The sequence below is a fragment of the Paenibacillus alkaliterrae genome (assembly GCF_021532375.1).
GTDB lineage: Bacteria > Bacillota > Bacilli > Paenibacillales > Paenibacillaceae > Pristimantibacillus > Pristimantibacillus alkaliterrae.
Genome location: NZ_JAKGAP010000002.1, coordinates 76,656 through 101,176 on the forward strand (window position 1 = coordinate 76,656; position 24,521 = coordinate 101,176).

Consider the following 24,521-nt stretch of genomic DNA (forward strand, 5'->3'; position numbering starts at 1 on the left):
GAGCGTTAATCTGAAAGGATTGAACGCTTTTTTTGTTAGTCGATTAAGGATCTGTATAAGCTTTGTAGTATAATAACGACATAAGAAAGGATGAATATTCGATGGCACTTAATTTTCATCAGTTGCACATTTTTTATACGGTTGCGGAACGAGGCAGTTTTTCAGCTGCAGCGCAAGCTTTACATATGACTCAGCCGGCCGTTACGATGCAGGTGCAGTCGTTGGAAGATTATTTCGGCACGAAGCTGCTGCAGAGATCTACCAAGCGGATCGAGTTGACGGAAGCGGGCAGAGCGCTTATGCCTTATGCTCAGCGGAGCATTGATATAATTCGTGATACGGATCAAGCGATGTCCGCTTTCACGAAGCAGCTCAAAGGAAGGCTTCAACTGGGCTCCAGCCTGACGATTGGGGAGTATATTTTACCTCGGTTGCTCGGTCCGTTCGGCCAAGAGTATCCGCATATCTCGATCAGTATGAAGGTTATGAATACTTCACAAATAATGGAAGATATATTGAATCATCAGCTTAATTTCGGCTTGATCGAAGCACCGGTTAATCACCCGGACATGCATATGGAAGCTGTGATGAGTGACGAGCTCCGCCTGATCGTTTCTAAGGACCATCCATTAGCCGATCGCTCTTCGGTGACGCTTAAGGAAGTCATGGAATATCCGTTTGTTTTGCGTGAGCAAGGCTCTGGAACACGGCTTGTCATGGAGGAACAGCTAAGGAATAAGAACATCGACCCTGCCTCAATGAAAATCGTAATGGAGCTTGGAAGCACCGGCGCTGTGAAATCGGCCGTCGAGGCGGGGCTTGGCATTTCATTCATTTCCTCGTCTTCGGTAAAGCATGAGGTCGCGCTTGGATTAATTCGTATGATCAAAATCTCGGATACGAAATTTCAGCGTCAATTTTACTCGATTTATTTGAAATCAGCGCTGCTTCCTATTTCTGCAGTTACCTTTTTAACCTTCTTGAGAGAGAGGGATTTGCAACAATGGCTCTAATGCGCGGGCTGGCAGATCTGCATACGCATACGACCGCATCGGATGGCATGCAGTCACCGGCGGAAAATGTGCGGCTGGCGAAAGCGGCTGGTCTTGCGGCCGTTGCCATAACCGATCATGATACGGTGGCTGGCGTAGCGGAAGCCGTCCTGGAAGGGATGCGTACAAATATTATTGTTGTTCCAGGCGTTGAGCTCAGTACCGCAGCGAGCGGCATTGATATACATATTCTTGGTTATTTTACGAATAACGAGGATGAGCGGTGGATTGCAAGGCTTACCAGCCTAAGGGGTACAAGAGATCGCAGGAACGTTATGATAGTGGAAAAGCTGCGCGGGCTGGGCATTCCGATTACGATGGAGGAGGTGCTCGCGGCTGCCCATGGCAGCAGTGCTGAGGACTCGTTGCTGAATTCGGAGGGAAGCGTTGGCAGACCTCACATCGCGGAGGTGCTCGTTCGCAAAGGCATTGTGTCCAGTATGAAAGAGGCCTTCGACCGCTATCTTGCTTCAGGAGCAGCGGCATACGTCAATCCGCCTCGCCTGCATCCCATTGAGGCAATGGAATGGATCAAGGAAGCAGGCGGAACGAGCGTCATTGCACATCCGGGCCTATATGGGAACGATGCGCTGGTAGAGGAGTTGATTCAACATGGCGTTCAAGGAATAGAAGCGTATCATTCCGATCACGGGTCTGAAGAAGAGAGCCGCTATACGAAGCTGGCCGATATATATGGTTTGATAGTTACCGGAGGCTCGGACTTTCACGGCATACGCCGCGGCCAAATTTTTCATGGCGCAGTCGGCAGCCGTGCGGTAGATGTGCATGTGCTTCAGCAGCTTCGGCCTAGTCGGGAGAAATCGGAATGATGGCCCGCCTCTAAAAAACTCTATCGGAAAAATAAAATCACGGCTTCTTATTTGATCAAAATAAGAAACCGTGATTTTTTATTTCGCTTCAACAGCAAGTGATTTGATCCGCTGTTCATCCGGCGTAATGAACAATGTCTTTTGATTGTCGTAAATGACGAAGCCAGGCTTGGCGCCGTTAGGCTTGCGCACATGACGAATAGTCGTGTAGTCGACCGGGATCGAGCTGGAATCGCGCGCCTGGCTGTAATGTGCGGCAAGCATGGCCGCTTCCTCCAGCGTAGCGTTGCCGAAATCGTTGCCTCGTATGACAACATGAGACCCCGGTATATCCTTCGTATGCAGCCACGTATCAGAAGGCGCGGCGAGCCGATTCGTCAAATATTCGTTTTGCGTATTGTTCTTGCCTACATACACGATTGCCCCCTCGGAAGAGGTGTAGCAAAGCAATGTCGGGCGCAGCGCCTTCTTCTTCTTGGGACCACGGCGGCCGCGTTCCTTCATGTAGCCCTGCTCAACGAGCTCATCGCGAATTTCTCCTATATCTGCGAGTGAGGCATTATCCAATTGCTGCAGCAGCGCTTCGAAGTACTGTATCTCCGTACGAGCGATCTCCATTTGCTCCGCCACAATGGCCAGGCTGTTTTTATGCTTCGTGTAACGCCGGAAATAACGCTGTGCGTTGTCAGAAGGCGTTAGCTGCGGATCAAGCTCGATCTTTACCTCCGTCTGCTCCTCGTCATAGAAGTTAATGAGCGTTATGGCCGTGTCGCCGCGCTTTATTTGGTGCATGTAAGCGGTCAGCAGTTCGCCGAGCACGCGATATTTTTCCGCGTCCTTTGCTTCGGCCAGCGTGTCTTCGAGCTTTTTTATTTTTGTTACGTTTTTGGCTTTTTCGTTTTGTACGAACCGGATCAGATCCGCAGCGCGCTGCTTCACGGTGTCGCGTTCTGCTTTATTGCCATAGAAGCCTTCCAAGCAAGCGCTGACGTCAGAAAATATTTTCGCATCTCCTTGAATATGCGTAAGCTTCGTTATGGAGAAATACGCTTTACCGCTGTTTTGCTCCGTTACTATGGTTGGAGCGTATTGGTCGGCTTTCACTTCGCCCATAAAGCTTGAGAAGCTGTTCCAAAGTGTAGAGAGGCTATCCGCTTCATCGTCTCCTTGCGACCGGTATACGAGTTCCTTGGCAAGCAGAGGACTGAAGCCGCTAAGAACGTCTACCAGACGCTTATACATCGGAGAAGACTCATCCGCGGACTGCAGCGCTTCCCCGAATTGCTGCTCATTTTCTATCATTAACGGATCAACCTTCCCTTGATCGGGAGGCGAGGCATAGCTGCTTCCGGGCAATACGATGCGGTGGCTGCTTATAGCAGGCGTGACATGATGAATGCCGTCATGGATGATGCCTGTCTGGGGATCCATCAAAATAATGTTGCTGTGACGGCCCATAATTTCAATAATGATCGTCTTGTTCGATAAGTCTCCCAGCTCGTCGCGATGCTTGACCTCGATATGAATGATGCGTTCGCGTCCGATTTGCCGTACCGACTCGATGATGCCGCTTTCGCAATGCTTGCGGAGCAGCATGCAAAACATAGGCGCCTCCATCGGATTAACGTAGCTGCCGGTTGTCCAATGAACTCTAGGGTAAGTTGGATTAGCGGATAAGAGCAGCTTGCCCTGCATGCCCGCTCCGCGGATGCCAAGCACAAGCTCGTGGTCGGTGGGCTGATGAATTTTATGTATACGGGCGCCGACGCAGCGCTGGAGCTCCTGCGTGATCGCATGGGTGACGATGCCGTCTAATGCCATGGTGTATCGTTCCTCTCTTCCGTTTAAGTCTTTCTCTATCATGCCATAGTTGAGACAAAAACTTAAGCCCTTGTTGGGATATTTTATAGGCTGTCCGAATACATTTACCCTAGAAGGGCTGTCCGAAGGGCCGGCATTGCTGCAGCTTGGCTCGGCATATCACGGAAGGGAGTTATACCATGGAACAAGTGAAATGGCATCAAATGGGGACAAGTGAGCTGATAGATACGTTAGTCAGCTCCCCGGATCAAGGGTTGACGGCGGCCGAGGCGGCGCAGCGCCTCGAGAAGAACGGGAGAAACGAGCTGTCAGAAGGTAAACGCATATCGCCGATTATCCTTTTTCTAAACCAGTTTAAAGATTTTATGGTGCTCGTATTAATGGGTGCGACTTTAATTTCAGGATTGCTCGGCGAGTATTTAGATGCGATTACGATTGTTGCAATCATTGTTTTGAACGCGGTGCTCGGGTTTGCGCAGGAGTTCCGTGCCGAGCGTTCGTTACGCGCGCTAAAAGAATTGTCTGCACCTTCGGCGAAGGTTAGACGCGGAGGAGAGCTTGTAACGGTTCCCGCGAAGGAGCTCGTTACAGGTGACGTCGTTTATTTGGAAAGCGGAGACCGCATTCCGGCGGACTTGCGCTTGTTCGAGGCAAACAGCTTTTACGTGGAGGAATCCGCGCTTACCGGTGAATCCGTGCCGGTTGGGAAGCATGCCGCGGTCATTTCCGAGGCTGATCTCCCGCTGGGCGACCAGCGGAATATTGGCTTTATGGGTACGATGGTTACTCGCGGCACGGCTAAAGGTATCGTTGTCCGCACGGGAATGGCTACGGAAATGGGGAAAATCGCCGGCCTCATCGAACAGACGGAATCGATGGAGACTCCTCTGCAGCATCGGCTGGAGCAGCTTGGTAAAATATTGATCATCGTCGCGGTGGGCTTAACCATTATGGTAGTCGTCGCGGGAATCCTGCACGGTCAGCCAGCCTACGGCATGTTCCTTGCCGGTGTCAGCCTTGCGGTGGCTGCCATTCCGGAGGGCCTTCCGGCTATCGTGACAATCGCGCTGGCGCTTGGCGTACAGCGTATGATTAAACGAAAGGCGATCGTAAGGAAGCTGCCTTCCGTTGAAACGCTTGGCTGCGCATCGGTTATTTGTTCGGACAAAACGGGCACGCTGACGCAAAATAAGATGACGGTCACGCATGTTTGGATCGGCGGCAGAAGGCTGGAGGTAAGCGGAGAGGGCTATGTGCCAAGCGGCTCGATCTATGAGGATGGCAAAGCTCTTGATGTAAAGCATGATTTATCGATTAAACGGCTGCTGCAGATAAGCGCCTTATGCAATAATGCCCAACTGGTACAGCTGGCAGAAGATGAGCCGAAAAAACGGAAAAGCAAGGAGCCGCAGGAGGAGTGGACTTTGAAGGGCGATCCGACCGAGGGAGCGCTCGCTGTACTGTCGGCAAAGCTCGGTTCTTCGGCAAAGTCCTTAGAACAGCTTTATAAACGAGAGAAGGAATTTCCGTTCGATTCGGAAAGAAAGCGGATGTCCGTCATAGTCTCCCATCAAGGTGGGCGGCTTATCTGTACGAAGGGTGCGCCGGACTTGCTGATGGAGCACTGCACCTATGTGCTATGGGACGGCAAGGTCGTGCCGTTCACTCCTACACTTAAGCGCAAGTGCGCGGAAGCCGGCGAGGTCATGGCGCAATCCGCGCTGCGCGTGCTTGGACTCGCATATCGCGATTTGCGCGCAGGCGATGTGTGCGATACGGAAAGCGATGCGGAATGCCAGCTCGTATTTGTTGGATTAACGGGCATGATCGATCCGCCGCGTCGCGAGGTGAAGGAAGCGATCGCGACTTGCCGGCGCGCCGGCATCAAGACGGTGATGATTACCGGCGACCATCAACTGACCGCGGAGGCAATCGCAGGACAGCTTGGCATCATGCCGCGAGGCGGCATCGCCATGAGCGGCAGGCAGCTGGAAGCGATGGACGATGAGCAGCTCGATCGGCTTGTCGATAATATTTACGTATATGCCCGCGTCTCGCCGGAGCATAAGCTGCGCATCGTGAAGGCTCTTCAGCGTCAAGGCCATGTCGTTGCGATGACGGGCGACGGCGTAAATGACGCGCCAGCCATAAAGGCTGCCGATATCGGTATCGCGATGGGCATTACCGGAACGGATGTCTCGAAAGAAGCCTCGGCGCTCGTGCTGAGTGATGACAATTTCTCGACCATCGCAGCAGCTATCGAGGAAGGCCGCGGCATTTACGAAAATATCCGTAAATTTATCCGTTACCTGCTTGCATCTAACGTCGGTGAAATATTAGTCATGTTCCTGGCGATGATGGCGGGTTTGCCTTTGCCGCTCGTTCCGATTCAAATATTGTGGGTGAACCTCGTAACGGACGGGCTGCCCGCAATGGCGCTCGGCGTTGACCAGGCGGAGAAGGATCTGATGCAGCAGAAGCCGCGCTCGGCGAAAGAAAGCATTTTCTCGCGCAGGCTGGGGTGGAAGATCATTAGCCGCGGCATCTTGATCGGCGTATGCACATTGGGCGCGTTCTGGATTACTTTAAAAGAAGGGCAAGGAAGCGCAGACCAATTAATAAAGGCGCAGACGGTAGCATTTGCGACGTTAGTTATGGCGCAGCTGATTCACGTATTCGACTGCAGAAGCTCGCGCTCTATTTTCCATCGCAATCCTTTGCAGAACAAGTATCTCGTGCTCGCGGTTATTTCGTCCTTGCTTCTTATGCTCGGCGTGCTTTACATTGAAGCGCTGCAGCCTATCTTCAAAACTGTTCCGATCGGTTTCCGTGAATGGTGTCTCGTCTTTGTCGCCGCAGGAATTCCTACGTTCCTGATGGGAATTGGCAGCGTCCTTGGCAAACCTAAGAAAACGAATACGAAATCCAAATGGCCGCTCGGTCCGCAGACAGCTGCCAAATAACAGAAAAATGCAAATGATGATACAAATTATGAATAGCGTTTCTCCTTGCTTTGCGGTATGCTATTAGAAAAAATCATAGCGAAACGAGCTATTGCCGAAAGGACGGCATTAGCCGTTTTCACTTGTACCGAAAGATATGGCGAGGAGAGAGCATTCATATGAATTTCACGAAAATGAACGGATTAGGTAATGATTTCGTAGTTATAGCAGAGGAACAGCAGCTTCCGGATAACGCCGCAGAACTGGCGATCGAACTATGCAACCGGTTTTTCGGTATTGGCGCCGATGGACTTGTCTATATTTTGCCATCGGAAATCGCCGATTTTCGGATGCGCATTATTAATTCCGACGGTTCAGAAGCCGAGCAATGCGGCAATGCGATACGGTGCGTAGCGAAATATGTATACGATAACGGTTTGACCGATAAAGAAGAAATTACGATTGAGACACTTGGAGCCGGCGCGCAGAAGGTACAGCTAACGGTTCAAGAAGGCGAAGTTGTGTCCGTACGCGTTGACATGGGTCAACCGATTCTGAATGGCGTGCAGGTGCCTACAACCGTAGACGCAGAGCGTGTCATCGAGCATCCTATTGAGGTGGACGGACGCGAATTTCGGTTCACCGCCGTATCCATGGGTAACCCGCATTGCGTTATTTACGTGGATGATGCCGTCCATTTCGATCTGAACACGTGGGGGCCGAAGCTTGAAACGCATCCGCTGTTTCCTCGCAAAATCAATGTCGAGTTTGTCACGGTCAATTCCCGTACTCATACGGATATGAGAGTCTGGGAGCGCGGCGCCGGCCCTACGCTCGCTTGCGGCACAGGAGCATGTGCAACCGTCGTTGCTTCCGTTTTAACCGGAGCTACCGACCGTACGGCGACGGTTTCGCTTAAAGGCGGCGATCTGCTTATTGAGTGGAACGAGTCGGATAATCATGTGTATATGACTGGACCTGCTGCGGTATCATTCCGCGGCACTTTGTAAGAGCAACGTAAGATGGGTGGAATGAATAAAATGAAACCGGATTTGCGGGAAGCGCTAGCTGAGCGTATCTTGACCGGGGACGGCGCAATGGGAACCTATCTGTATCAGATGGGGTTCCCTGTCGGCGTTTCTTATGAAGAATTTAATATCCTTCGTCCCGATGTCATCGAAAATATTCATCGCCGGTACTACGAGGCCGGAGCTCGCGTCATTGAGACGAACACGTTTTCTGCCAATTTGGAGAAGCTTTCGAAATACGGTCTGGAAGGCGAGATGGAAGCGATTAACCGTGCAGGCGTCCGCGCCGCGCGTGCGGCGATCGGCGCGGACGCCTATGTCGTCGGTGCGGTCGGTTCCATTCGTGACGGCAAGCTTAAAAACCTGCGAACGTTAAAAGTATCCGAAGCCTACGAGCGTCAAATGCATGCCCTGCTTGATGAAGGGGTGGACGGGCTGCTGCTGGAGACGTTCTACGATCTTGACGAAATGCGGCTTGCGCTTCGGATTGCACGGGCTTCTACCAGCCTGCCTGTCATCTGTCAATTTGCCGTGGAGGATGTTGGCCGCACGCAGGAAGGCAATGGCATGAAATCCGCGTTCGACCAGTTGCAAGAAAGCGGCGCCGATGTAGTCGGCTTCAATTGCCGCAGCGGTCCTAACGGAATCATGAGAGCGATCGATTCGATGACGGGTCCCGCAGGTTTGCCGGTATCGGTCTACCCGAATGCGGGTATCCCGGATTATATTGACGGTAAATATACGTATTCCGCGGGTCCTGAATATTTTGCCGAGACGGCAAGGCAATTCGCAGATCGCGGTGCGCGATTGATTGGCGGCTGCTGCGGAACAACGCCTGAGCACGTAGCGGCGATGGCCGCGGCACTGGATGGTTACGTTCCTCGTATCGGACAATCATCCGCAGCACCTAAACCCGCGGAAATGATTGCCGTTCAACCTGTCGCAAAGCAAGCTGAGCGTACTTCGTTTATTGACGAGCTTAAGAAGCAGTCGGTACGCGAGCCTTCCATCGTTGAGCTCGTAAGAGAGCGGCACACGGTTATCGTCGAGCTTGACCCGCCTCGCGATCTTGATATTCGCAAGTTTATGGACGGCGCCGCCGCTTTGAAGGAAGCGAAGGCGGATGCAGTGACGATGGCCGACAACTCGCTGGCCGTCACCCGTATGAGCAATATTGCGCTGGCCGCTCTCGTACAAGAAAGAGTGGGTATACGTCCGCTCGTTCATATCGCATGCAGAGATCGTAACCTTATCGGTACGCAGTCCCATATGATGGGGCTCGATGCGCTTGATATCGATCATGTGCTCGCCGTTACCGGAGATCCGGCGCGCTTCGGCGATTTACCTGATTCAAGCTCGGTGTATGACCTAACCTCGTTCGAAATGATACGGATGATTAAGCAGCTTAACGATGGAACGGCCTTCTCGGGCAAGCCGCTGAAGCAAAAGGCGAATTTTGTCGTGGGCGCCGCATTTAATCCGAATGTTAAGCATTTGGATAAGGCGGTTCAGCGTCTCGAGCGGAAAATCAAGTCAGGCGCGGACTATATCATGACCCAGCCTGTATACGATCCGACTCTCATCGAACGCGTCGCAGAAGCGACCAAGCATTTGACTGTGCCGGTCTTTATCGGCATTATGCCGCTTGCAAGCGGCCGAAATGCCGAATATTTGCATAACGAGGTGCCAGGCATTCAACTGTCAGACGAAGTGCGGAAGCGGATGGCAGGCCTCGAAGGCGAAGCGGGCCGGACGGAAGGCGTGCAAATTGCCATGGAGCTGCTGGATGCCGCATTGCCGTATTTTAAGGGCATCTACTTGATTACTCCGTTTATGTTTTATGATATGGGTGTTCAGCTTACGAATTACGTCTGGCAGAAGACGCAGCGTAAGTAGCTAAATAGGGGAGAATGGATGCGAATAACAGGCTTTTTTTGCTTGTTTTCGCATTTTCGCTTGTTCGATTGTAAAAAATCAATTAAAATAAAGCATGGATACAGTTGCCATGCTGAGTGCGGCATAGCAAGGACATGCATTCAAAAGTGGCATTGGCATAAGCTTTAGCTTGCTTCATGACGTATGTACCGCACTTTTTTCGTCAACAATAGTGCAGTAGTTCTGTCGTTATTTGGAAAGAACAGAATCTTGCCGTATTCACATTTATAATAAACAATGACGATTTAAAGGCAGATGCACAAGGAAGACCGTAGGCGGAGGAGGAACCAGGCTTGGCTATTAAACTCATTAATATCGGATTCGGTAATATTGTATCGGCAAACCGCATTATTTCAATCGTAAGCCCGGAATCGGCTCCGATTAAGCGGATCATTCAAGAAGCGCGGGACAGACATATGCTTATTGACGCGACATATGGGCGCCGCACACGCGCTGTTATTATTACGGACAGCGATCATGTTATTTTATCAGCGGTTCAGCCGGAGACGGTTGCACATCGATTGTCTACGAAGGACGACGATAACGACGAATAGTACGGGGAGTAATATGGATAAGGGATTGCTAATTGTATTGTCCGGTCCTTCAGGGGTCGGCAAGGGGACGGTTTGTTCTGTTCTCCGTAACAAGGTGCCTGACTTAATTTATTCGGTTTCAGCAACGACTAGATTGCCGCGTCAGGGTGAAGTGGACGGCGTTAATTATTTTTTCAAGAGCAGAGAGCAGTTCCAGGATATGATTGCGCGTGACGCCCTTTTGGAACATGCCGAATATGTTGGTAACTACTACGGTACTCCGCGTGATTTTGTCGAGCGCACTTTGGCGAGCGGCAAGGACGTTATTTTGGAAATTGAAGTACAGGGAGCACTTAAGGTTAAGCAGAAGTTTCCCGATGGCATTTTCGTATTTTTGTTACCTCCTTCCTTAGATGAGCTCAAGCAGCGAATTACTGGCCGCGGCACGGAATCCTTGGATACGATCAACAATCGTATGTCTGTCGCTGTAGAGGAGATGAACCTGCTCCGTCATTATGACTACGCGGTTCTGAATGATGAAATCGATGCTGCTTGCGATCGTATTCGCAGCATTATAATTGCCGAGCATTGCCGTAGAGACCGGTTCGTGCCTTATGTTTCGGACATGGTAGCTGCAATCGAGAAAGCATGAGTGAGGAGAATGAACGATGTTGTATCCGTCTATTGACGAAATGGTGAAAAAGGTTGACAGTAAATATACGCTTGTCGTAGCGGCTTCCAGACGCGCCCGTATGCTTCGCAACGGTGACAAGTCTGAGCTTCGCAATCCGCGCTCCCGCAAATTTGTCGGCGTTGCACTGGAAGAAATTTATGGCGGACTGCTTCAGGTCGAGAAGCTTCCTGTGAAAGAAGATTAGTTTTTCTAATAAAAAATGAAAATAAGAAGGATTGCAGACTGGAGACAGTTTTGCACTCCTTTTTTATTATATGGTGAAGTATGCGCAGCTTAAAATAGAGAATAAATGGGCTGGGCAAATCGCGAAGTGCTCATCTAAGGACTGACAGAGGAAGTTAGTGGATTTATACAGTATAGTGAATAAGTGTTTCGGAGCCGCTTTATCACCTGCTGTTTGTAAGAAAGGACATTCCCGATATTCTGTGGTTGATTCGTATACCCTAGGAGGTAAAAATGGATCCTATTTTATTTTTTATTATCTGTTTGGTCGTTTTTCTGCTCTTGTTGTCTATTGTTATTCGAGGGGCGATTAATTCCTCAAAGCTGACAAAGCAGCTGGAGGAGCTGACGAATGAGGTTCAATGGCTGCGAATAGAAATAAAAGAGAACAAGCATATTGCCGATAAGCGTGTTTAACTGGCAGAGGCTGTAACGAGTTAACTAGCCCGGAGGTGAGAGACTTTGGCGGATGAACAGGAGATACGCGAGTTGAAAGAATCGCTCGAGAAGTTGGAGCGTGATGTCCAAAGGCTGACGGCTGCGTCGAAGCGTGTGAGGACGGGCTGGCAGAGCTTTCTGATTGGATTTTTGATCGTAATTGTTGCGATGCTTATTGGAATCGGAGTTATACAATTCTTTCTTGCTTAATAAAATAGCCTCACGGTATTCGATGAGATTGGCTAGCCTCATCGCTAGTGAGGTGGGAACTCTACCCTACCTGCCTCGGTGAATGCCGAGAGGCTATTAAATAAATGAAGAGGAAGTCTGTACGCATGAATAGTAGGCTTAGCCAGTATCCTGCCTTGTCAAAGGGTTTTATTATGAGATTCGTAGAAAATTGTTTTTCGCTTGATTATGACGTGGAGGAGCATTTGATAAGCAATATTAGTATCATTCCGACGGTTGGCGATCAATATGTACAGGCCGCATATCCCGCATCCTGATTTTGTCCGGCTTGTCGGATACGGCGAGGTTAAGCTTGTCGGAGAGCCATTAAATCCTCCGGATGGCGAGCAGGTAATCGCAGTTGAAATGGTCGACATCGATGAGGCGGTTAGAAAGTTTGAGGAGATCGGCAGGTCTGATATAGCCGAGCTTTATAAGATGGCGCATCGTATAAGAAATGAAAAGCTCTAGTTAGTTTTTGGAGTCTCGTATGGTATGATAAAAGGTGTGAATAATGTGGCTGGGATCTAGAACAGGAGGGAACGGAATGGACAAATTGCGTTATCCAATTGGGAGATACTCGTTCGAAGGAATGACCGTTAAGCATCGTGAGCAGTGGATTTCGGAGATGGAGAAGCTGCCCGCCGGGCTGAAGGCAGCGCTTGCAGATTTGGACGATGAGCAGTTGGATACGCCATACCGGAGCGGCGGATGGACGTTGCGCCAGGTTGCGCATCATTTGGCGGACGCTTCGATGAATTGCTTCTCGCGCTTTAAGCTTGCACTAACGGAGGCGAATCCGACGATTAAGCCGTTCGATGAAGAAGGGTGGGCAAATACCGCAGACAGCCTGCAGGCTTCGCCCGAAATAAGCTTGGCGATCGTGGAGGGCATATATGCCCGCTGGGTCATGCTGCTTCGTTCGATGAATGCCTCAGACTATGACAAAATGTTTTATCATCCCGAAAAAGGCAGCCAAATTGGCTTGGCCTACTTTCTTGGATTCGTTGCATGGCACGGAAGGCATCATGTTGCGCATATAACGAGCTTAAGGGAACGCAAGGACTGGTAGCTTAAGCGGATTTTTTTCGCTATAGATCGTCAGACGCAGTTTTTTTGGACGGGAGATACACCATGCTAAAAGGGAAATCGATCATACTAGGCATAACAGGCGGAATTGCAGCCTATAAAGGCGCGGCGCTGTGCAGCAAGCTGGTGCAAGCCGGCGCGAAAGTAAATGTCATCATGACGGAATCGGCTACAAAATTTATTACTCCGTTAACATTGCAAACGTTATCGCGCAATCCGGTCTATATCGATACGTTCGATGAACGGGACCCCGCGGTCGTATCGCATATCGATTTGGCTGATCATGCGGATTTAATCGTTATCGCTCCTGCTACCGCAAACGCGATAGCGAAGCTTGCGGGAGGTCATGCGGACGACATGCTGAGCACGACGCTGCTCGCGGCTGCTTGTCCGATCTTGATCGCTCCTGCAATGAACGTACATATGTATGAGCACCCGGCCGTAGTCAGCAATCTGGAGCTGCTCGCTTCGCGCGGCGTTATGTTCGTAGAGCCGGGTACGGGACAGCTTGCCTGCGGCTATGTTGCGAAAGGAAGGCTTGCCGAGCCTGAAGAAATTGCAGCCGCGATCGAGTCCTGGTTTGCCAGAAGTGGAACGCTTGCAGGTAAACGGGTGCTTGTAACGGCAGGCGGCACAATGGAAAGGCTTGATCCGGTAAGGTATCTAACGAACGATTCATCCGGCAAAATGGGCTTTGCGATCGCGGAGGCCGCATTGCTGATGGGAGCTGAGGTTACGCTGGTCGCGGGACGTACGGCCGTGCCGCCTCCCGCAGGCGTTGAGCTTGTCCGGGTAGAGTCTGCGCAGCAGATGCTTGATGCTGTCACCGGCGTTTACGACAAAATGGACATCGTCGTGAAAGCGGCGGCTGTGGCCGATTATCGTCGTGCGGCTGGCGTCAGCGATCATAAGCTTAAGAAGAGCGGCGAGCGGTTAACACTGGAGCTCGAAAGGACGACGGATGTATTAGAGACGCTGGGCAAACGGAAAAATCATCAATTTCTCGTCGGCTTCGCGGCAGAAACAGAACAGGTCGAGCGTTATGCGATGGATAAGTTGCGCCGCAAGCATTGTGACCTTATCGTTGCCAACGATGTAAGCATAGAGGGCGCCGGCTTCAATGGCGATACAAACATCGTGCAGGTATATGGCGAGGAGGGTCTTGTGGAAGCACTGCCCCTCCTCTCGAAGCGAGAGGTCGCGAATCGCTTATTGGAGCTGATTGCAGACAGGCTTCCCCGTTCTGGAGGGAAGGAAGCATGATCGCTAAAGTCATTGTAGACGTGCCGAGCCGCCAGACGGATCGGCCGTTTGATTATGAGGTGCCTTCGGTTATGGAGGATTGGATCGAGGTTGGCAGCCGAGTGGGCGTACCTTTCGGGGGGCGGGTGCTGCAAGGCTTCGTCACGCGGCTTGCGGCGGAAGCGGATATCGATCCGATAAGGCTAAAGCCCATTTCCGAGCTGCTTGATCCCGTTCCGCCGCTGCTGCCGGATCTCATTGAGCTCGCGAAGTGGCTCAGCGACAAATATTGCTGCTCATGGACTACGGCGCTGCAGGCGATGATTCCTGCCGCGTTAAAGGGCAAGGCTGAGCGGCTTGTCGGCATTCAGGATGAGGAGGCCGCAGCCGGGGATCTCCCGCCGGCATTGATGGAGTGGATAGGCGGCAGCGGATCATTCGTCAAGCTGGAAGCGCTGCTGGAACGGTTTCCGGAGTATGCGAGTGCGGTAAAGACAGCGCTTCGAGCGGGCGTGCTGGTCGAGCAAACGTCCATTCGCGACCGTCTTGCCATTCGTAAGGTGCTGACTGTATTCCTGCCGAGCACTGCGGAAGCGGTTCGTGCTGCCTTGGAGAAGCTGCCTGCAAGGGCGGCTAAGCAGCGAGAGGTGCTTGCGTATATGCTGGACCATGGCGGGCCGCTCCCGCTTCAGCAGCTGCTTGCGGGAGCGGGCGGCTCGGCTGCAAGCGTGCGCTCGCTTGCAGAGAAAGGCTTGCTCGAGCTTCGCGAGGTGGAGCAGCAGAGAGATCCTTATGCCGGCCGGGATTTCGAGCGAACGATCGCCTTGCCGTTAACCGAGGGCCAACAGGAGGTATATTCGCGCATTTCACGGGCGGTGGACTCCGGCGAGCCTCAGACGATGCTGCTGCATGGCGTAACAGGCAGCGGGAAAACCGAGGTATACTTGCAGTCCATCCAATTTTGCCTGGAGCAGGAGAAGCAAGCTATTGTGCTGGTACCGGAAATATCGCTCACCCCTCAGATGGTAGAGCGTTTTAAGGGACGGTTCGGCGATGCCGTCGCGGTGCTGCACAGCAGGCTTTCAAATGGCGAACGTTATGACGAATGGCGTAAAATTCGCAATCGCCAGGTTCAGGTAGCCATTGGAGCGCGGTCTGCTATATTCGCTCCATTCGAGAGAATAGGCCTTATTATTATTGATGAAGAGCATGAGTCCTCCTATAAGCAGGAGGAAAGTCCGAAATACCATGCGCGGGACGTTGCCGTGAGGAGAGCGAAGCAGCACGGGGCTGCGGTCGTGCTCGGGTCTGCCACGCCTTCTCTGGAGTCGTTCGCGGCGGCAAGCCGTCCGTTGAATGCGCTCGAACGGGGACGTGAGCCCGCACTGCTGCCGATGCCGGACCGTGTCGGAGGCAGACCGATGCCGCCAGTCACAGTGATCGATATGCGCGAGGAGCTGAAGGACGGCAACCGTTCGATGTTCAGCCGTTTGCTGCACAGCTCGCTGGCAGAGAGGCTGGGGCGCGGCGAGCAGTCGGTGCTGCTGCTTAATAGGCGAGGGTATTCGACATTCGTCATGTGCCGCTCCTGCGGTTATACGGCAGCTTGTCCTCATTGCGATATTTCGCTTACCTACCATCAGAAATCACGGGCACTGCGTTGTCATTATTGCGGGCATGCCGAACAAGCGCCGGCGACCTGCCCCTCATGTCAGAGTGAGCATATTCGGTATTTCGGCACGGGCACACAACGGGTAGAAGAGGAGCTCGCGAAGCTGTTCCCGGGCATTCGGGTCATTCGAATGGATGTCGATACGACGACGGAGAAAAATTCGCATGAGAAGCTGCTCAAGCAGTTCGGGGAACGCAAAGCGGACGTGCTGCTTGGTACGCAAATGGTAGCGAAAGGGCTCGATTTTCCATACGTTACATTAGTGGGCGTCATCGCGGCGGACACGTCGCTTAATTTACCGGACTTTCGCGCCGCGGAGCGTACGTTTCAACTGCTTACGCAGGTGGCGGGCCGGGCGGGTCGGCATCATTTGCCTGGAGAGGTTGTCATTCAAACGTACGTGCCCGAGCATTATGCGGTTGTGACGGCACAGAAGCATGATTATGCCGCTTTCGTTAGTGAAGAGCTCCGGCACCGCGGCGCTATGGGTTATCCGCCTTATTGCCGTATCATACTCGTGACGATGTCGCATGAGCAGCTGCCCCTCCTGTCCTCGGTCAGCGAGCAGTTTGCGGCTGGGCTGAGGGAGCTGGCGGAGCATGAAGGCGTGCTGCTGCCGTTAAACAGCGGCTTTAACAGGGCGCTGGAGGTGCTTGGACCCGTCGCTTCGCCTATTTCCAGAATGAAAGATCGCTACCGTTTTCAATGTGTGATAAAATATCGTGGGAACACGGATGCATCGGCTCTCGTTCGCAGGGCGCTCGTTCCGTTTGCGGATGGGCCGCCGCAGCGGCAGGTGCAGTTCAGTATTGACGTTGATCCTCAAGTTATATTATAAATTGCAATTACTATTTTAATGTTCGTAAAGGAAGGGAATACAATGAGTATCCGCATAATTGTGAAAGAACCAGATCCGGTATTACGGGAAGTGGCAAAGGAAGTAACGAAATTTAACGCCAATTTGCAAAAGCTGCTGAAGGATATGGCGGAGACGATGTATGATGCGGAGGGCGTTGGCCTTGCCGCGCCACAAATCGGCATCTCCAAGCGCGTTATCGTGGTGGATGTAGGCGATGAGAACGGTTTGATAGAAATGGTTAATCCTGTCATTGTCGAGCAGGAGGGCGAGCAGCTTGGACCGGAAGGCTGCCTAAGCATTCCGAACCTGAACGGGGACGTGCTGCGTGCCGATCGCATCACGGTTACCGGCCAGGATAGCAGCGGACAGACGTTTACGGTCGAGGCGCAGGGCTACTTCGCGCGTGCGTTCCAACATGAAATCGACCATTTGAACGGGATATTGTTTACCGATTTGGCGGAGAGCATCTACGACATTTCGGAAAGACCGAGAAAAGGCGGCGAATAGCTTCATGCGTATTGTGTTTATGGGAACGCCGGAATTTGCGGTTCCCGCTTTAAAACTGCTTTTAGAGCAGAACTACAATGTTGTCGCTGTCGTAACGCAGCCGGATCGGCCGAAGGGCCGCAAAAAAACGTTGACGCCGCCGCCTGTAAAGGAAGCGGCGTTGTCGTTCGGACTGCCTGTGCTGCAGCCCGAGCGCATGAGGAGCACGGAAGCGGTCGCTGCCGTTGCCGAGCTTAAGCCGGACCTCATCGTTACCGCGGCTTACGGCCAAATCCTGCCGAAGGCGGTGCTTGAGCTGCCGCGTCTTGGCTGCATCAATGTGCATGGCTCTCTTCTGCCGAAATACCGCGGCGGGGCGCCGATTCAGCGCTCGATCATCAACGGCGAAAGCACTACAGGCGTTACGATCATGTACATGGCCGAAGGGCTGGACACGGGAGACATGATCAGTGTCGTCCAGCTCCCGATTACCGATGAGGATACGTCGGGGACGATGTTCGAGAAACTGAGCATTGCAGGCGCGGAGCTGCTGGGGAAAACGCTGCCGTCCATTATCGCGGGTGAAGCGAAGGCGGAGCCGCAACAGGATGAGCTGGCGAGCTATGCGCCTAATTTGACGCGCGAGGATGAACGAATCGATTGGAACAAATCCGCTCGCCACCTATTTAATCAGGTGCGGGGACTATCGCCAATGGCAGGCGCGTTTACTTTTTTATACGGTGAAGTGTTTAAAATATGGGCCTGCGCCGTAGTTAGGGATGGCGCGGAAAGCGCGTCGGCTGCTGCACCCGGAACCGTTATTGCGGCTGATAATAATGGCATTATCGTACAGACTGGCGATGGCATGCTTGCGCTGAAGGAGATTCAGCCGGCCGGAAAGAGGACGATGAGCGCAGCGGATTGGCTGAAGGGGGCTCGGCTTGAAGCGGGCACCCGGCTTGGCGATGGGGGTGCGGCATGAGTGAAAGCAATACTCGCAAGCCGAACCGCGCGGGCGGTATGACAAACTCCTCTAGCGGAAAATCCAAGTCCAAGCGACCCCTGACCCGTCCGTCTAACGGAAGCGGAACGGCAATAGCCGGGCAGCAAGGTGCGCAAGCGCAGCGGAAATTAAAATCGCCGCGCGAGCTGGCGATGGATACCTTGGTCAAGGTTTCGCAAACCGGCGCCTATAGCAATTTGCAGCTTAACCGTACGCTGCAGGAGGCGCAATTGCAGCGGGCGGACGCAGGACTGGTGACCGAGCTCGTTTACGGCACGATTCAGCGGCAAGCCACTCTCGACTATTGGCTCGCCCGTTTCGTCTCCAAAGGATTACATAAGCTTGAGCCATGGGTTCACCAGCTGCTGCGCATGAGCGCCTATCAACTGCTGTATTTGGATCGCATCCCGGCGCATGCGGCGGTGAATGAGGCTGTAACGATTGCCAAGAAGCGCGGGCACGCCGGCATTTCGGGCATGATCAACGGTGTGCTGCGCAGCATCGACCGCGGCCGCTCGGAGCTGCAAGCGGCGGAAATAAAGCATGCGGATCCCATCATGCAAATCGCGTTAAGACATTCTTATCCGGAGTGGCTGGTCAAACGCTGGGCAGCCGCTTATGGCGCGGAGACTGCGGAGGCGATTTGCGCGTCCGGCAACGAGCAGCCTCATGCGAGTATCCGGGCGAACACGCTGCGGAGCAGCCGCGAGGCTTTGATCGAACAATTGCAGGCCGCGGGCTATTCCGCGGAGGCATCGTCGATAGCTCCGGCAGGGATTATCGTAGATAGAGGCGGAAACCTTGCAGATACGGACGGTTTCCGCGAAGGTTTGTGGACGGTGCAGGACGTGAGCTCGATGCTAGTTGCCGAGGTCGTCGCTCCAAAGGCGGGCATGCAGGTGCTGGATTGCTGCGCCGCTCCAGGCGGCAAGAGCACGCATTTAGCTGAGCTTATGGGCGGCAAGGGCAAGGTATGGGCCAATGATTTGCACGCTCATAAGCGCGACCTGATCGTCTCGCAGACAGAGCGTCTGAAGCTTCGCAACGTGGAAGCGATCACCGAGGATGCCTTGAAGCTTGGAGAGCGCTTTAAGCCGCGGTCGCTCGATGCGGTTCTTCTTGATGCTCCATGCTCGGGGTTCGGAGTCATTAAGCGAAAGCCGGAAATCAAGTGGACCAAAACGGCTGGCGACGTTTCGGATATCGCAGCATTGCAGCAGCGGTTGTTGAATGCGGTATGCGAGCTCGTTCGTCCCGGCGGGGTGCTCGTCTACAGCACTTGTACGATTGAACGAGCAGAGAACGAGGAGCAGGTGGCCCGCTTTCTTCGGGAGCATCCTGAATTCCAATTGGATGCCAATTGGCCCGAAGACATCGTGGAGCAGCTAAGAGAAGCGGGCGCGATCGGCAATGCGTTTGAAGGTCAGGCGCAGCTGCTTCCGCAGCATTTTGACAGTGACGGCTTCTTCATAGCGCGGATGTTGAAGCGCCCATAGCGGAGGCTTATGGCTCGACATGGGCGTTTGTGGTAAAATAAATCGATGGCGGCACGCTTATAGCGTGATCGCCCTACTATAAGGTACAGGTGTGATGAAATGAAACCGTGTATATATGACTTCACGCTCGAACAGCTTCAACAATGGATGAAAGACAACGGTGAGCCGGCTTTTCGCGGCGGACAGCTGTTTGACTGGTTATATGTGAAGCGTGTTAAGAGCTTCGAAGATATGTCCAACCTGTCGAAAGCGCTGCGCGACAAGCTTGACGAGCACTTTCAGATTTTGACGCTAAATGAAATTACAAGATTCGAATCCAAAGACGGAACCGTCAAGTTTCTGTTCGGACTGCATGATGCGCATGCAATCGAGACGGTTATTATGCGTCACAACTACGGCAACAGTATCTGCGTTACGACGCAGGTTGGCTGCCGGATCGGCTGTACGTTCTGCGCCTCGACGCTCGGCGGCTTGAAGCGGAATCTGACTGCGGGCGAGATTGTGGCTCAGGTCGTGACCGCTCAGCAAATGCTCGATGCGACAGGCGAGCGCGTCTCCAGCATCGTTATCATGGGTTCGGGAGAGCCGTTCGAGAACTACGACGCGACGATGACGTTCCTTCGCCTCATGATTCACGAGAAGGGCCTAAACATTGGTCAGCGCCATATTACAGTATCGACTAGCGGTATCGTGCCGAGCATGTATAAATTCGCAGATGAAAATACGCAAATCAATTTGGCGCTGTCGATTCACGCGCCGAACGATGCTCTTCGCTCCAAGCTGATGCCGGTTAACCGCCGCTTTCCATTCGAGGACGTTATGGCTGCCTGCCATCATTATATAGCGAAGACCGGCCGCAGAATTACGTTTGAGTATGCGCTCATCGGCGGAGTGAATGACCGTCCGGAGCATGCGCAGGAGCTTGCGGAAGTGCTGGAGGGCATGCTGTGCCATGTTAACTTGATTCCGGTTAACCACGTTCCCGAACGGAACTATGTTCGGACGCCCCGCGAGGATATTTTCGAATTCCAGCGGGTGCTTGAACGCAATAAGGTCAGTGTAACAATCCGCAGGGAGCAAGGGCATGACATTGCGGCAGCCTGCGGTCAATTAAGAGCGAAACATATGGAGTCGACGACGAGGTGATGACGGATTGTTAACGGCAAACCGCAGTGATATCGGACGGGTTCGTCAAGTGAATGAAGACCAGGCATGGGTAGGCCAGCTGGGTAACGGGATAACGCTCGCTATCGTTGCCGATGGAATGGGCGGTCATCAAGCCGGCGATGTTGCAAGCCAAAAGGCGGTAGATGCGTTTCGCAGCATGCTGGAGCAAAGCGCCGCAAAGTCGGATTTGTCCGTGCAGGAAGGAAAAATGCTTATTCGGCAAGCGATAACGCAGGCTAACGAAGCTGTGTTTGAATTGGCATCCCATAATGAGCTTTATCATAATATGGGAACGACGATTGTAGCAGCGCTAGTGAAGCGGGACAACGCCATTATCGGGCATGTTGGCGACAGCCGTGCTTATAAGATTACGGAAGGCGCCATAACGCAATTAACGAATGATCACACGCTCGTGAACGAGCTGGTCAAATCCGGCCAGCTCAGCGTGGAGGAGGCTGCTCATCATCCGAGACGCAATGTGCTTACGCGCGCGGTTGGGACGGATTCTCACGTTGAAATCGACGTTCAAGCGGTGGAGTGGTCCCCGCATGATGTGCTGCTGCTCTGCAGCGACGGTTTGTCAAATATGGTGAGCGAGCAGGAAATGCTGCAAACGGTCAGGACGGAGCAGCTGGAGCTGGAAGCCAAAGCTGACCATCTCATTCAGCTTGCGCTGCACGCTGGCGGGGACGACAATATTACGGTCGTTATCCTGCAAGAAGCGGCTGGCACGAATCGAGAGGGGTGACGGGTATGATCGGACATGATTTAGGCGGACGTTATGAAATTTTGACGCGAATCGGCGGCGGCGGAATGGCGCTTGTATACAAAGCGCATGACGTGCTTCTAAACCGAAATGTAGCGGTCAAGGTGCTGCGTCAGCAGTTCGTGCATGATGAGGAATTTATTCGCCGTTTTCGCCGCGAGGCGCAATCGGCAGCTGCGCTGTCTCATCCGAATGTCGTCAGCATCTATGATGTGGGTCAAGAAGAGGATACGCATTACATCGTTATGGAATACGTTGAAGGCCAAAATTTAAACGAAGTCATACAAGAGCGGGCGCCGCTGCAAGCGAATGAAGCGGTGCGCATTGCCGTACAAATTGCGGATGCGCTTGATCATGCTCATCAAAATCATATTATTCATCGCGACATCAAGCCTCATAATATATTAATAGGCAAAAACGGACGGGTGAAAGTAACCGATTTCGGCATAGCGCGGGCAGTCACTTCGTCCACGATTACGCAAACCGGATCGGTCATCGGTTCGGTGCATTATTTTTCTCCGGAGCATGCGAAAGGTATTAACGCCGGGGAGAAATCCGACTTATATTCGCTCGGTATCGTGCTTTATCAAATGCTGACGGCAAAGCTTCCGTTTCTTGGCGAAAGTCCAATCAGCGTAGCTTTGAAGCATTTGCAGGAAACGTTCGAAGAGCCGCGGATCGTAAATCCTCATATCCCGCAAAGCGTGGAGAACGTTATTCTCAAAGCGATGCGCAAAAATCCCAATGAGCGCTACAGCTCCGCGCATGAGATGCTGCTTGACCTGGATGGCAGTTTGCGTCCCGAGCGGCTGAATGAACCGAAAATATCGTTCATAAGCGTCAATGATATGGATGAAACCCGCGTTATGCCTGCCATTCGCGGCGAAATTCGACCGGAAGCAGTTAAGGAACGCGAGGATATGGCTGCGACATCGAATACGAATGTGCAGTGGAATAATAACGAGGAGCAGCAGCAGCAGAGAGCGAAGGGCTGGAAAAAGCCGCTTACCGTCGTTGGCGTTACGCTTCTCATATTAGCGCTTATTATTTGGGGCTTTATTTGGCTTCTTGGCAGATTGGACGTAGCTGAGGTGGACGTGCCGTACGTGGTTGGCAAGACTGAGACTGAAGCTAGGCAAATGATTGAGGCGGCTGGACTTAAGGTAGAGGATCCTGTCATTCGCGAGCATAACAAAGAAATTCCGCTCGATCAGGTTATAAGCCAGACGAAGATGAACATGCGAGTCAAGGAAGGCTCACTCATTCAGCTTACCGTCAGCGACGGACCTGAGCTGGAAGAGCTGGGCAATTACATCGGAAAATCGCTGCAGGCCGCGATCGATGAGCTCGGTGCCCTGGGAGTGACGGAGGAGCAAATTGTCGTAGACCCCGTGTTCAGTGAGCAAGCGCCGGATACCATCATTCAACAAACGCCAAATGCAGGGGAGCAATTTAATCCGGAATCGGCAGAGTTTACATTCATGGTCAGTAAGGGTCGTGAAACCGTTCCGATGCCGAACCTGATCGGCAATAGCTTGGATGAGGCGAAGGATTTGATCAAGGCTAGCGAGCTGGTGCTTAAGGATGCGGACATTTTGTATGAACCAAGCTATCTGCACCAGAAGGATTATGTAATCAGCCAGCATCCTTACGAGCCGAAGGACCAAGCAGCTAAAGGGTCGAAAATTTCGATAAGCGTTAGCTCAGGACCGCCTAAGGATGCGAAGGAGCACCAATTCAATATCGTAATATCACCTGCGGAAGCAGGGAAAACAAGCGAAATCCGAATTGTATATTCCGATGCCCGCGGTGAAGATATCGAGTGGGACAAACGGCAAATTACGAGTACGCAGACATTCCCCGTTACGGTCGTTCTGGCACCTGACACGGAAGCTAGAGTTACGGTATATCGCGACAATCAGTTCATCGATACGAAATCCATTTCGTATGAGGAGCTTGCACAGGGCACCGATTCGTCTACCTTGACGATCCCGGGTGAAGAACCGCCGCCTTCTGAGGAGCCGGCGCAAGCGGAGGTTAACGAAACCGATGAGGAAACAGACGAAGAAGAGCAGCAGCCTTAATGCCGACAGCAGCTCTATCCAGCTAAAAGGCACGATCGTGAAGGCGCTAAGCGGCTATTATTATGTGCGGGCAGAGGATTCGGACCCGAACGCGGATATGGTTCAGTGCCGCGCTCGGGGTGTGTTTAAGAACAAAGGTATATCTCCGCTCGTTGGCGATGAGGTTATGTTCAGCTTAACCGAGAATGGAGAGGGCACCGTTGAGGAGATATTGCCGCGTTCCTCAGAGCTGATTCGTCCGCCGGTCGCTAATATCGATTTGGCGATTCTCGTATTTTCTGTAACGGAGCCTGCGCTGAACCTGCAGCTTCTCGATAAATTTCTCGTTCATATCGAGCATGCGGGCATCCCCGCGGTGCTTTGCCTGAGTAAGCAGGATTTAGAAAAAGACGGTGTGGAGACGGAGGAGGCGCAAGCTGCGGCCGCCTCCGTTAATCGTATTTACCGTTCCCTTGGTTATGAGGTTTTTGGTACGAGCTCGCGCCTTGGCGAAGGCATCGACGCATTGCAGGAGCGGCTTAAGGGGCACCTGGCGGTATTCGCCGGGCAGTCGGGCGTGGGTAAATCATCGCTCCTTAATGCGATCGTGCCAGGCCTTGAGCTTGAAACGAATGCAATCAGCAACAGACTCGGACGAGGGAAGCATACGACCAGACATGTAGAGCTAATCGAAATTGGCGGAGGTCTTGTGGCGGATACGCCTGGCTTCAGCCAGCTGGATTTTACGGAACTGGGCATTGAGGATTTAGGCTATTGCTTTGTTGAAATGAGAAAGCTTTCGCCGGATTGCAAATTTAGAGGCTGTACTCATTTGCAAGAGCCGGGCTGTGCGGTGCTTGCTGCGCTCGAGGCAGGCGTAATTGAGCGAAGCAGGCATGAAAATTATGTGCTGTTCATGGCTGAATTGAAAGAGAAAAAACGGAGGTACTAACAA

23 protein-coding genes are annotated in these 24,521 nt (G+C 52.6%); 22 read left to right on the top strand and 1 reads right to left on the bottom strand.

The features are described 5' to 3' along the window. Nucleotides 1-101: 101 nt before the first annotated feature. Nucleotides 102-1,013, top strand: a complete 912-nt coding sequence (locus L1N85_RS00440; protein ID WP_235233528.1) for a selenium metabolism-associated LysR family transcriptional regulator — start codon at nucleotides 102-104, stop codon at nucleotides 1,011-1,013. Then, the gene (locus tag L1N85_RS00445) at nucleotides 1,004-1,882 is read left to right on the top strand and encodes a PHP domain-containing protein (RefSeq protein ID WP_235233530.1); all 879 of its coding nucleotides are present in this window, start codon (nucleotides 1,004-1,006) and stop codon (nucleotides 1,880-1,882) included. The genes L1N85_RS00440 and L1N85_RS00445 overlap by 10 nt, the downstream gene beginning before the upstream one ends. A gap of 78 nt (nucleotides 1,883-1,960) precedes the next feature. On the opposite strand, the gene L1N85_RS00450 is transcribed toward L1N85_RS00445, so the two are convergent. After that, nucleotides 1,961-3,703, bottom strand: coding sequence for an Rqc2 family fibronectin-binding protein (locus L1N85_RS00450; RefSeq protein ID WP_235233539.1), 1,743 nt, complete (start codon nucleotides 3,701-3,703; stop codon nucleotides 1,961-1,963). Between the two features lie 179 nt (nucleotides 3,704-3,882). Here L1N85_RS00450 and L1N85_RS00455 point away from each other — a divergent pair, with 179 nt between their 5' ends. The 20 genes from L1N85_RS00455 to rsgA all read left to right on the top strand — a co-directional run bounded on the left by L1N85_RS00455 (nucleotide 3,883) and on the right by rsgA (nucleotide 24,518). Continuing rightward, the gene (locus L1N85_RS00455) at nucleotides 3,883-6,666 is read left to right on the top strand and encodes a calcium-translocating P-type ATPase, SERCA-type (RefSeq protein ID WP_235233546.1); all 2,784 of its coding nucleotides are present in this window, start codon (nucleotides 3,883-3,885) and stop codon (nucleotides 6,664-6,666) included. A gap of 158 nt (nucleotides 6,667-6,824) precedes the next feature. Further along, nucleotides 6,825-7,655, top strand: a complete 831-nt coding sequence (gene dapF / locus L1N85_RS00460) for a diaminopimelate epimerase (protein WP_235233552.1) — start codon at nucleotides 6,825-6,827, stop codon at nucleotides 7,653-7,655. Between the two features lie 30 nt (nucleotides 7,656-7,685). Next, nucleotides 7,686-9,569 carry a bifunctional homocysteine S-methyltransferase/methylenetetrahydrofolate reductase gene (locus L1N85_RS00465; protein WP_235233555.1) on the top strand — a complete coding sequence of 628 codons (1,884 nt, stop codon included), beginning with the start codon at nucleotides 7,686-7,688 and terminating at the stop codon, nucleotides 9,567-9,569. 332 nt (nucleotides 9,570-9,901) lie between these two features. Next, nucleotides 9,902-10,162, top strand: a complete 261-nt coding sequence (remA, locus tag L1N85_RS00470) for an extracellular matrix/biofilm regulator RemA (protein ID WP_005548256.1) — start codon at nucleotides 9,902-9,904, stop codon at nucleotides 10,160-10,162. 13 nt (nucleotides 10,163-10,175) lie between these two features. Next, nucleotides 10,176-10,793 carry a guanylate kinase gene (gmk, locus tag L1N85_RS00475; RefSeq protein ID WP_235233557.1) on the top strand — a complete coding sequence of 206 codons (618 nt, stop codon included), beginning with the start codon at nucleotides 10,176-10,178 and terminating at the stop codon, nucleotides 10,791-10,793. Nucleotides 10,794-10,809: 16 nt separating this feature from the next. Beyond that, nucleotides 10,810-11,019 carry a DNA-directed RNA polymerase subunit omega gene (gene rpoZ / locus L1N85_RS00480; protein WP_235233560.1) on the top strand — a complete coding sequence of 70 codons (210 nt, stop codon included), beginning with the start codon at nucleotides 10,810-10,812 and terminating at the stop codon, nucleotides 11,017-11,019. A gap of 272 nt (nucleotides 11,020-11,291) precedes the next feature. Beyond that, nucleotides 11,292-11,474, top strand: coding sequence for a hypothetical protein (locus L1N85_RS00485; protein ID WP_235233561.1), 183 nt, complete (start codon nucleotides 11,292-11,294; stop codon nucleotides 11,472-11,474). 45 nt (nucleotides 11,475-11,519) lie between these two features. Next, nucleotides 11,520-11,705, top strand: coding sequence for a hypothetical protein (locus L1N85_RS00490; protein ID WP_235233563.1), 186 nt, complete (start codon nucleotides 11,520-11,522; stop codon nucleotides 11,703-11,705). A 125-nt stretch (nucleotides 11,706-11,830) separates the two neighbouring features. After that, entirely contained in the window at nucleotides 11,831-12,001 is a 171-nt protein-coding gene (locus tag L1N85_RS00495) for a hypothetical protein (protein WP_235233565.1), read from the top strand. After that, nucleotides 11,973-12,194 carry a hypothetical protein gene (locus L1N85_RS00500; protein ID WP_235233572.1) on the top strand — a complete coding sequence of 74 codons (222 nt, stop codon included), beginning with the start codon at nucleotides 11,973-11,975 and terminating at the stop codon, nucleotides 12,192-12,194. The genes L1N85_RS00495 and L1N85_RS00500 overlap by 29 nt, the downstream gene beginning before the upstream one ends. Before the next feature lie 76 nt (nucleotides 12,195-12,270). Continuing rightward, complete coding sequence (locus L1N85_RS00505; protein ID WP_235233574.1) at nucleotides 12,271-12,795, top strand: YfiT family bacillithiol transferase; 525 nt, start codon at nucleotides 12,271-12,273, stop codon at nucleotides 12,793-12,795. A 62-nt stretch (nucleotides 12,796-12,857) separates the two neighbouring features. Further along, nucleotides 12,858-14,075 (top strand): bifunctional phosphopantothenoylcysteine decarboxylase/phosphopantothenate--cysteine ligase CoaBC, encoded by a 1,218-nt coding sequence (gene coaBC / locus L1N85_RS00510; RefSeq protein WP_235233575.1) that lies wholly within the window; start codon nucleotides 12,858-12,860, stop codon nucleotides 14,073-14,075. Next, nucleotides 14,072-16,564, top strand: coding sequence for a primosomal protein N' (priA, locus tag L1N85_RS00515; protein WP_235233578.1), 2,493 nt, complete (start codon nucleotides 14,072-14,074; stop codon nucleotides 16,562-16,564). The genes coaBC and priA overlap by 4 nt, the downstream gene beginning before the upstream one ends. A gap of 42 nt (nucleotides 16,565-16,606) precedes the next feature. Further along, entirely contained in the window at nucleotides 16,607-17,092 is a 486-nt protein-coding gene (gene def, locus L1N85_RS00520; RefSeq protein WP_235233586.1) for a peptide deformylase, read from the top strand. Between the two features lie 4 nt (nucleotides 17,093-17,096). Beyond that, nucleotides 17,097-18,053, top strand: coding sequence for a methionyl-tRNA formyltransferase (fmt, locus tag L1N85_RS00525; protein WP_235233595.1), 957 nt, complete (start codon nucleotides 17,097-17,099; stop codon nucleotides 18,051-18,053). Then, on the top strand, nucleotides 18,050-19,570 hold the full coding sequence (rsmB, locus tag L1N85_RS00530; RefSeq protein WP_235233596.1) for a 16S rRNA (cytosine(967)-C(5))-methyltransferase RsmB: 1,521 nt from the start codon (nucleotides 18,050-18,052) through the stop codon (nucleotides 19,568-19,570). Before fmt ends, rsmB begins: the two co-directional genes overlap by 4 nt. A gap of 99 nt (nucleotides 19,571-19,669) precedes the next feature. Beyond that, nucleotides 19,670-20,716 (top strand): 23S rRNA (adenine(2503)-C(2))-methyltransferase RlmN, encoded by a 1,047-nt coding sequence (gene rlmN, locus L1N85_RS00535; protein WP_235233604.1) that lies wholly within the window; start codon nucleotides 19,670-19,672, stop codon nucleotides 20,714-20,716. 7 nt (nucleotides 20,717-20,723) lie between these two features. Continuing rightward, nucleotides 20,724-21,485 (top strand): Stp1/IreP family PP2C-type Ser/Thr phosphatase, encoded by a 762-nt coding sequence (locus L1N85_RS00540; RefSeq protein WP_235233610.1) that lies wholly within the window; start codon nucleotides 20,724-20,726, stop codon nucleotides 21,483-21,485. 5 nt (nucleotides 21,486-21,490) lie between these two features. Further along, the gene (gene pknB / locus L1N85_RS00545) at nucleotides 21,491-23,587 is read left to right on the top strand and encodes a Stk1 family PASTA domain-containing Ser/Thr kinase (RefSeq protein WP_235233615.1); all 2,097 of its coding nucleotides are present in this window, start codon (nucleotides 21,491-21,493) and stop codon (nucleotides 23,585-23,587) included. Then, a complete protein-coding gene (rsgA, locus tag L1N85_RS00550; RefSeq protein WP_235233618.1) occupies nucleotides 23,553-24,518 on the top strand; it encodes a ribosome small subunit-dependent GTPase A in 966 nt (321 codons plus the stop codon). Before pknB ends, rsgA begins: the two co-directional genes overlap by 35 nt. Nucleotides 24,519-24,521 lie beyond the last annotated feature (3 nt).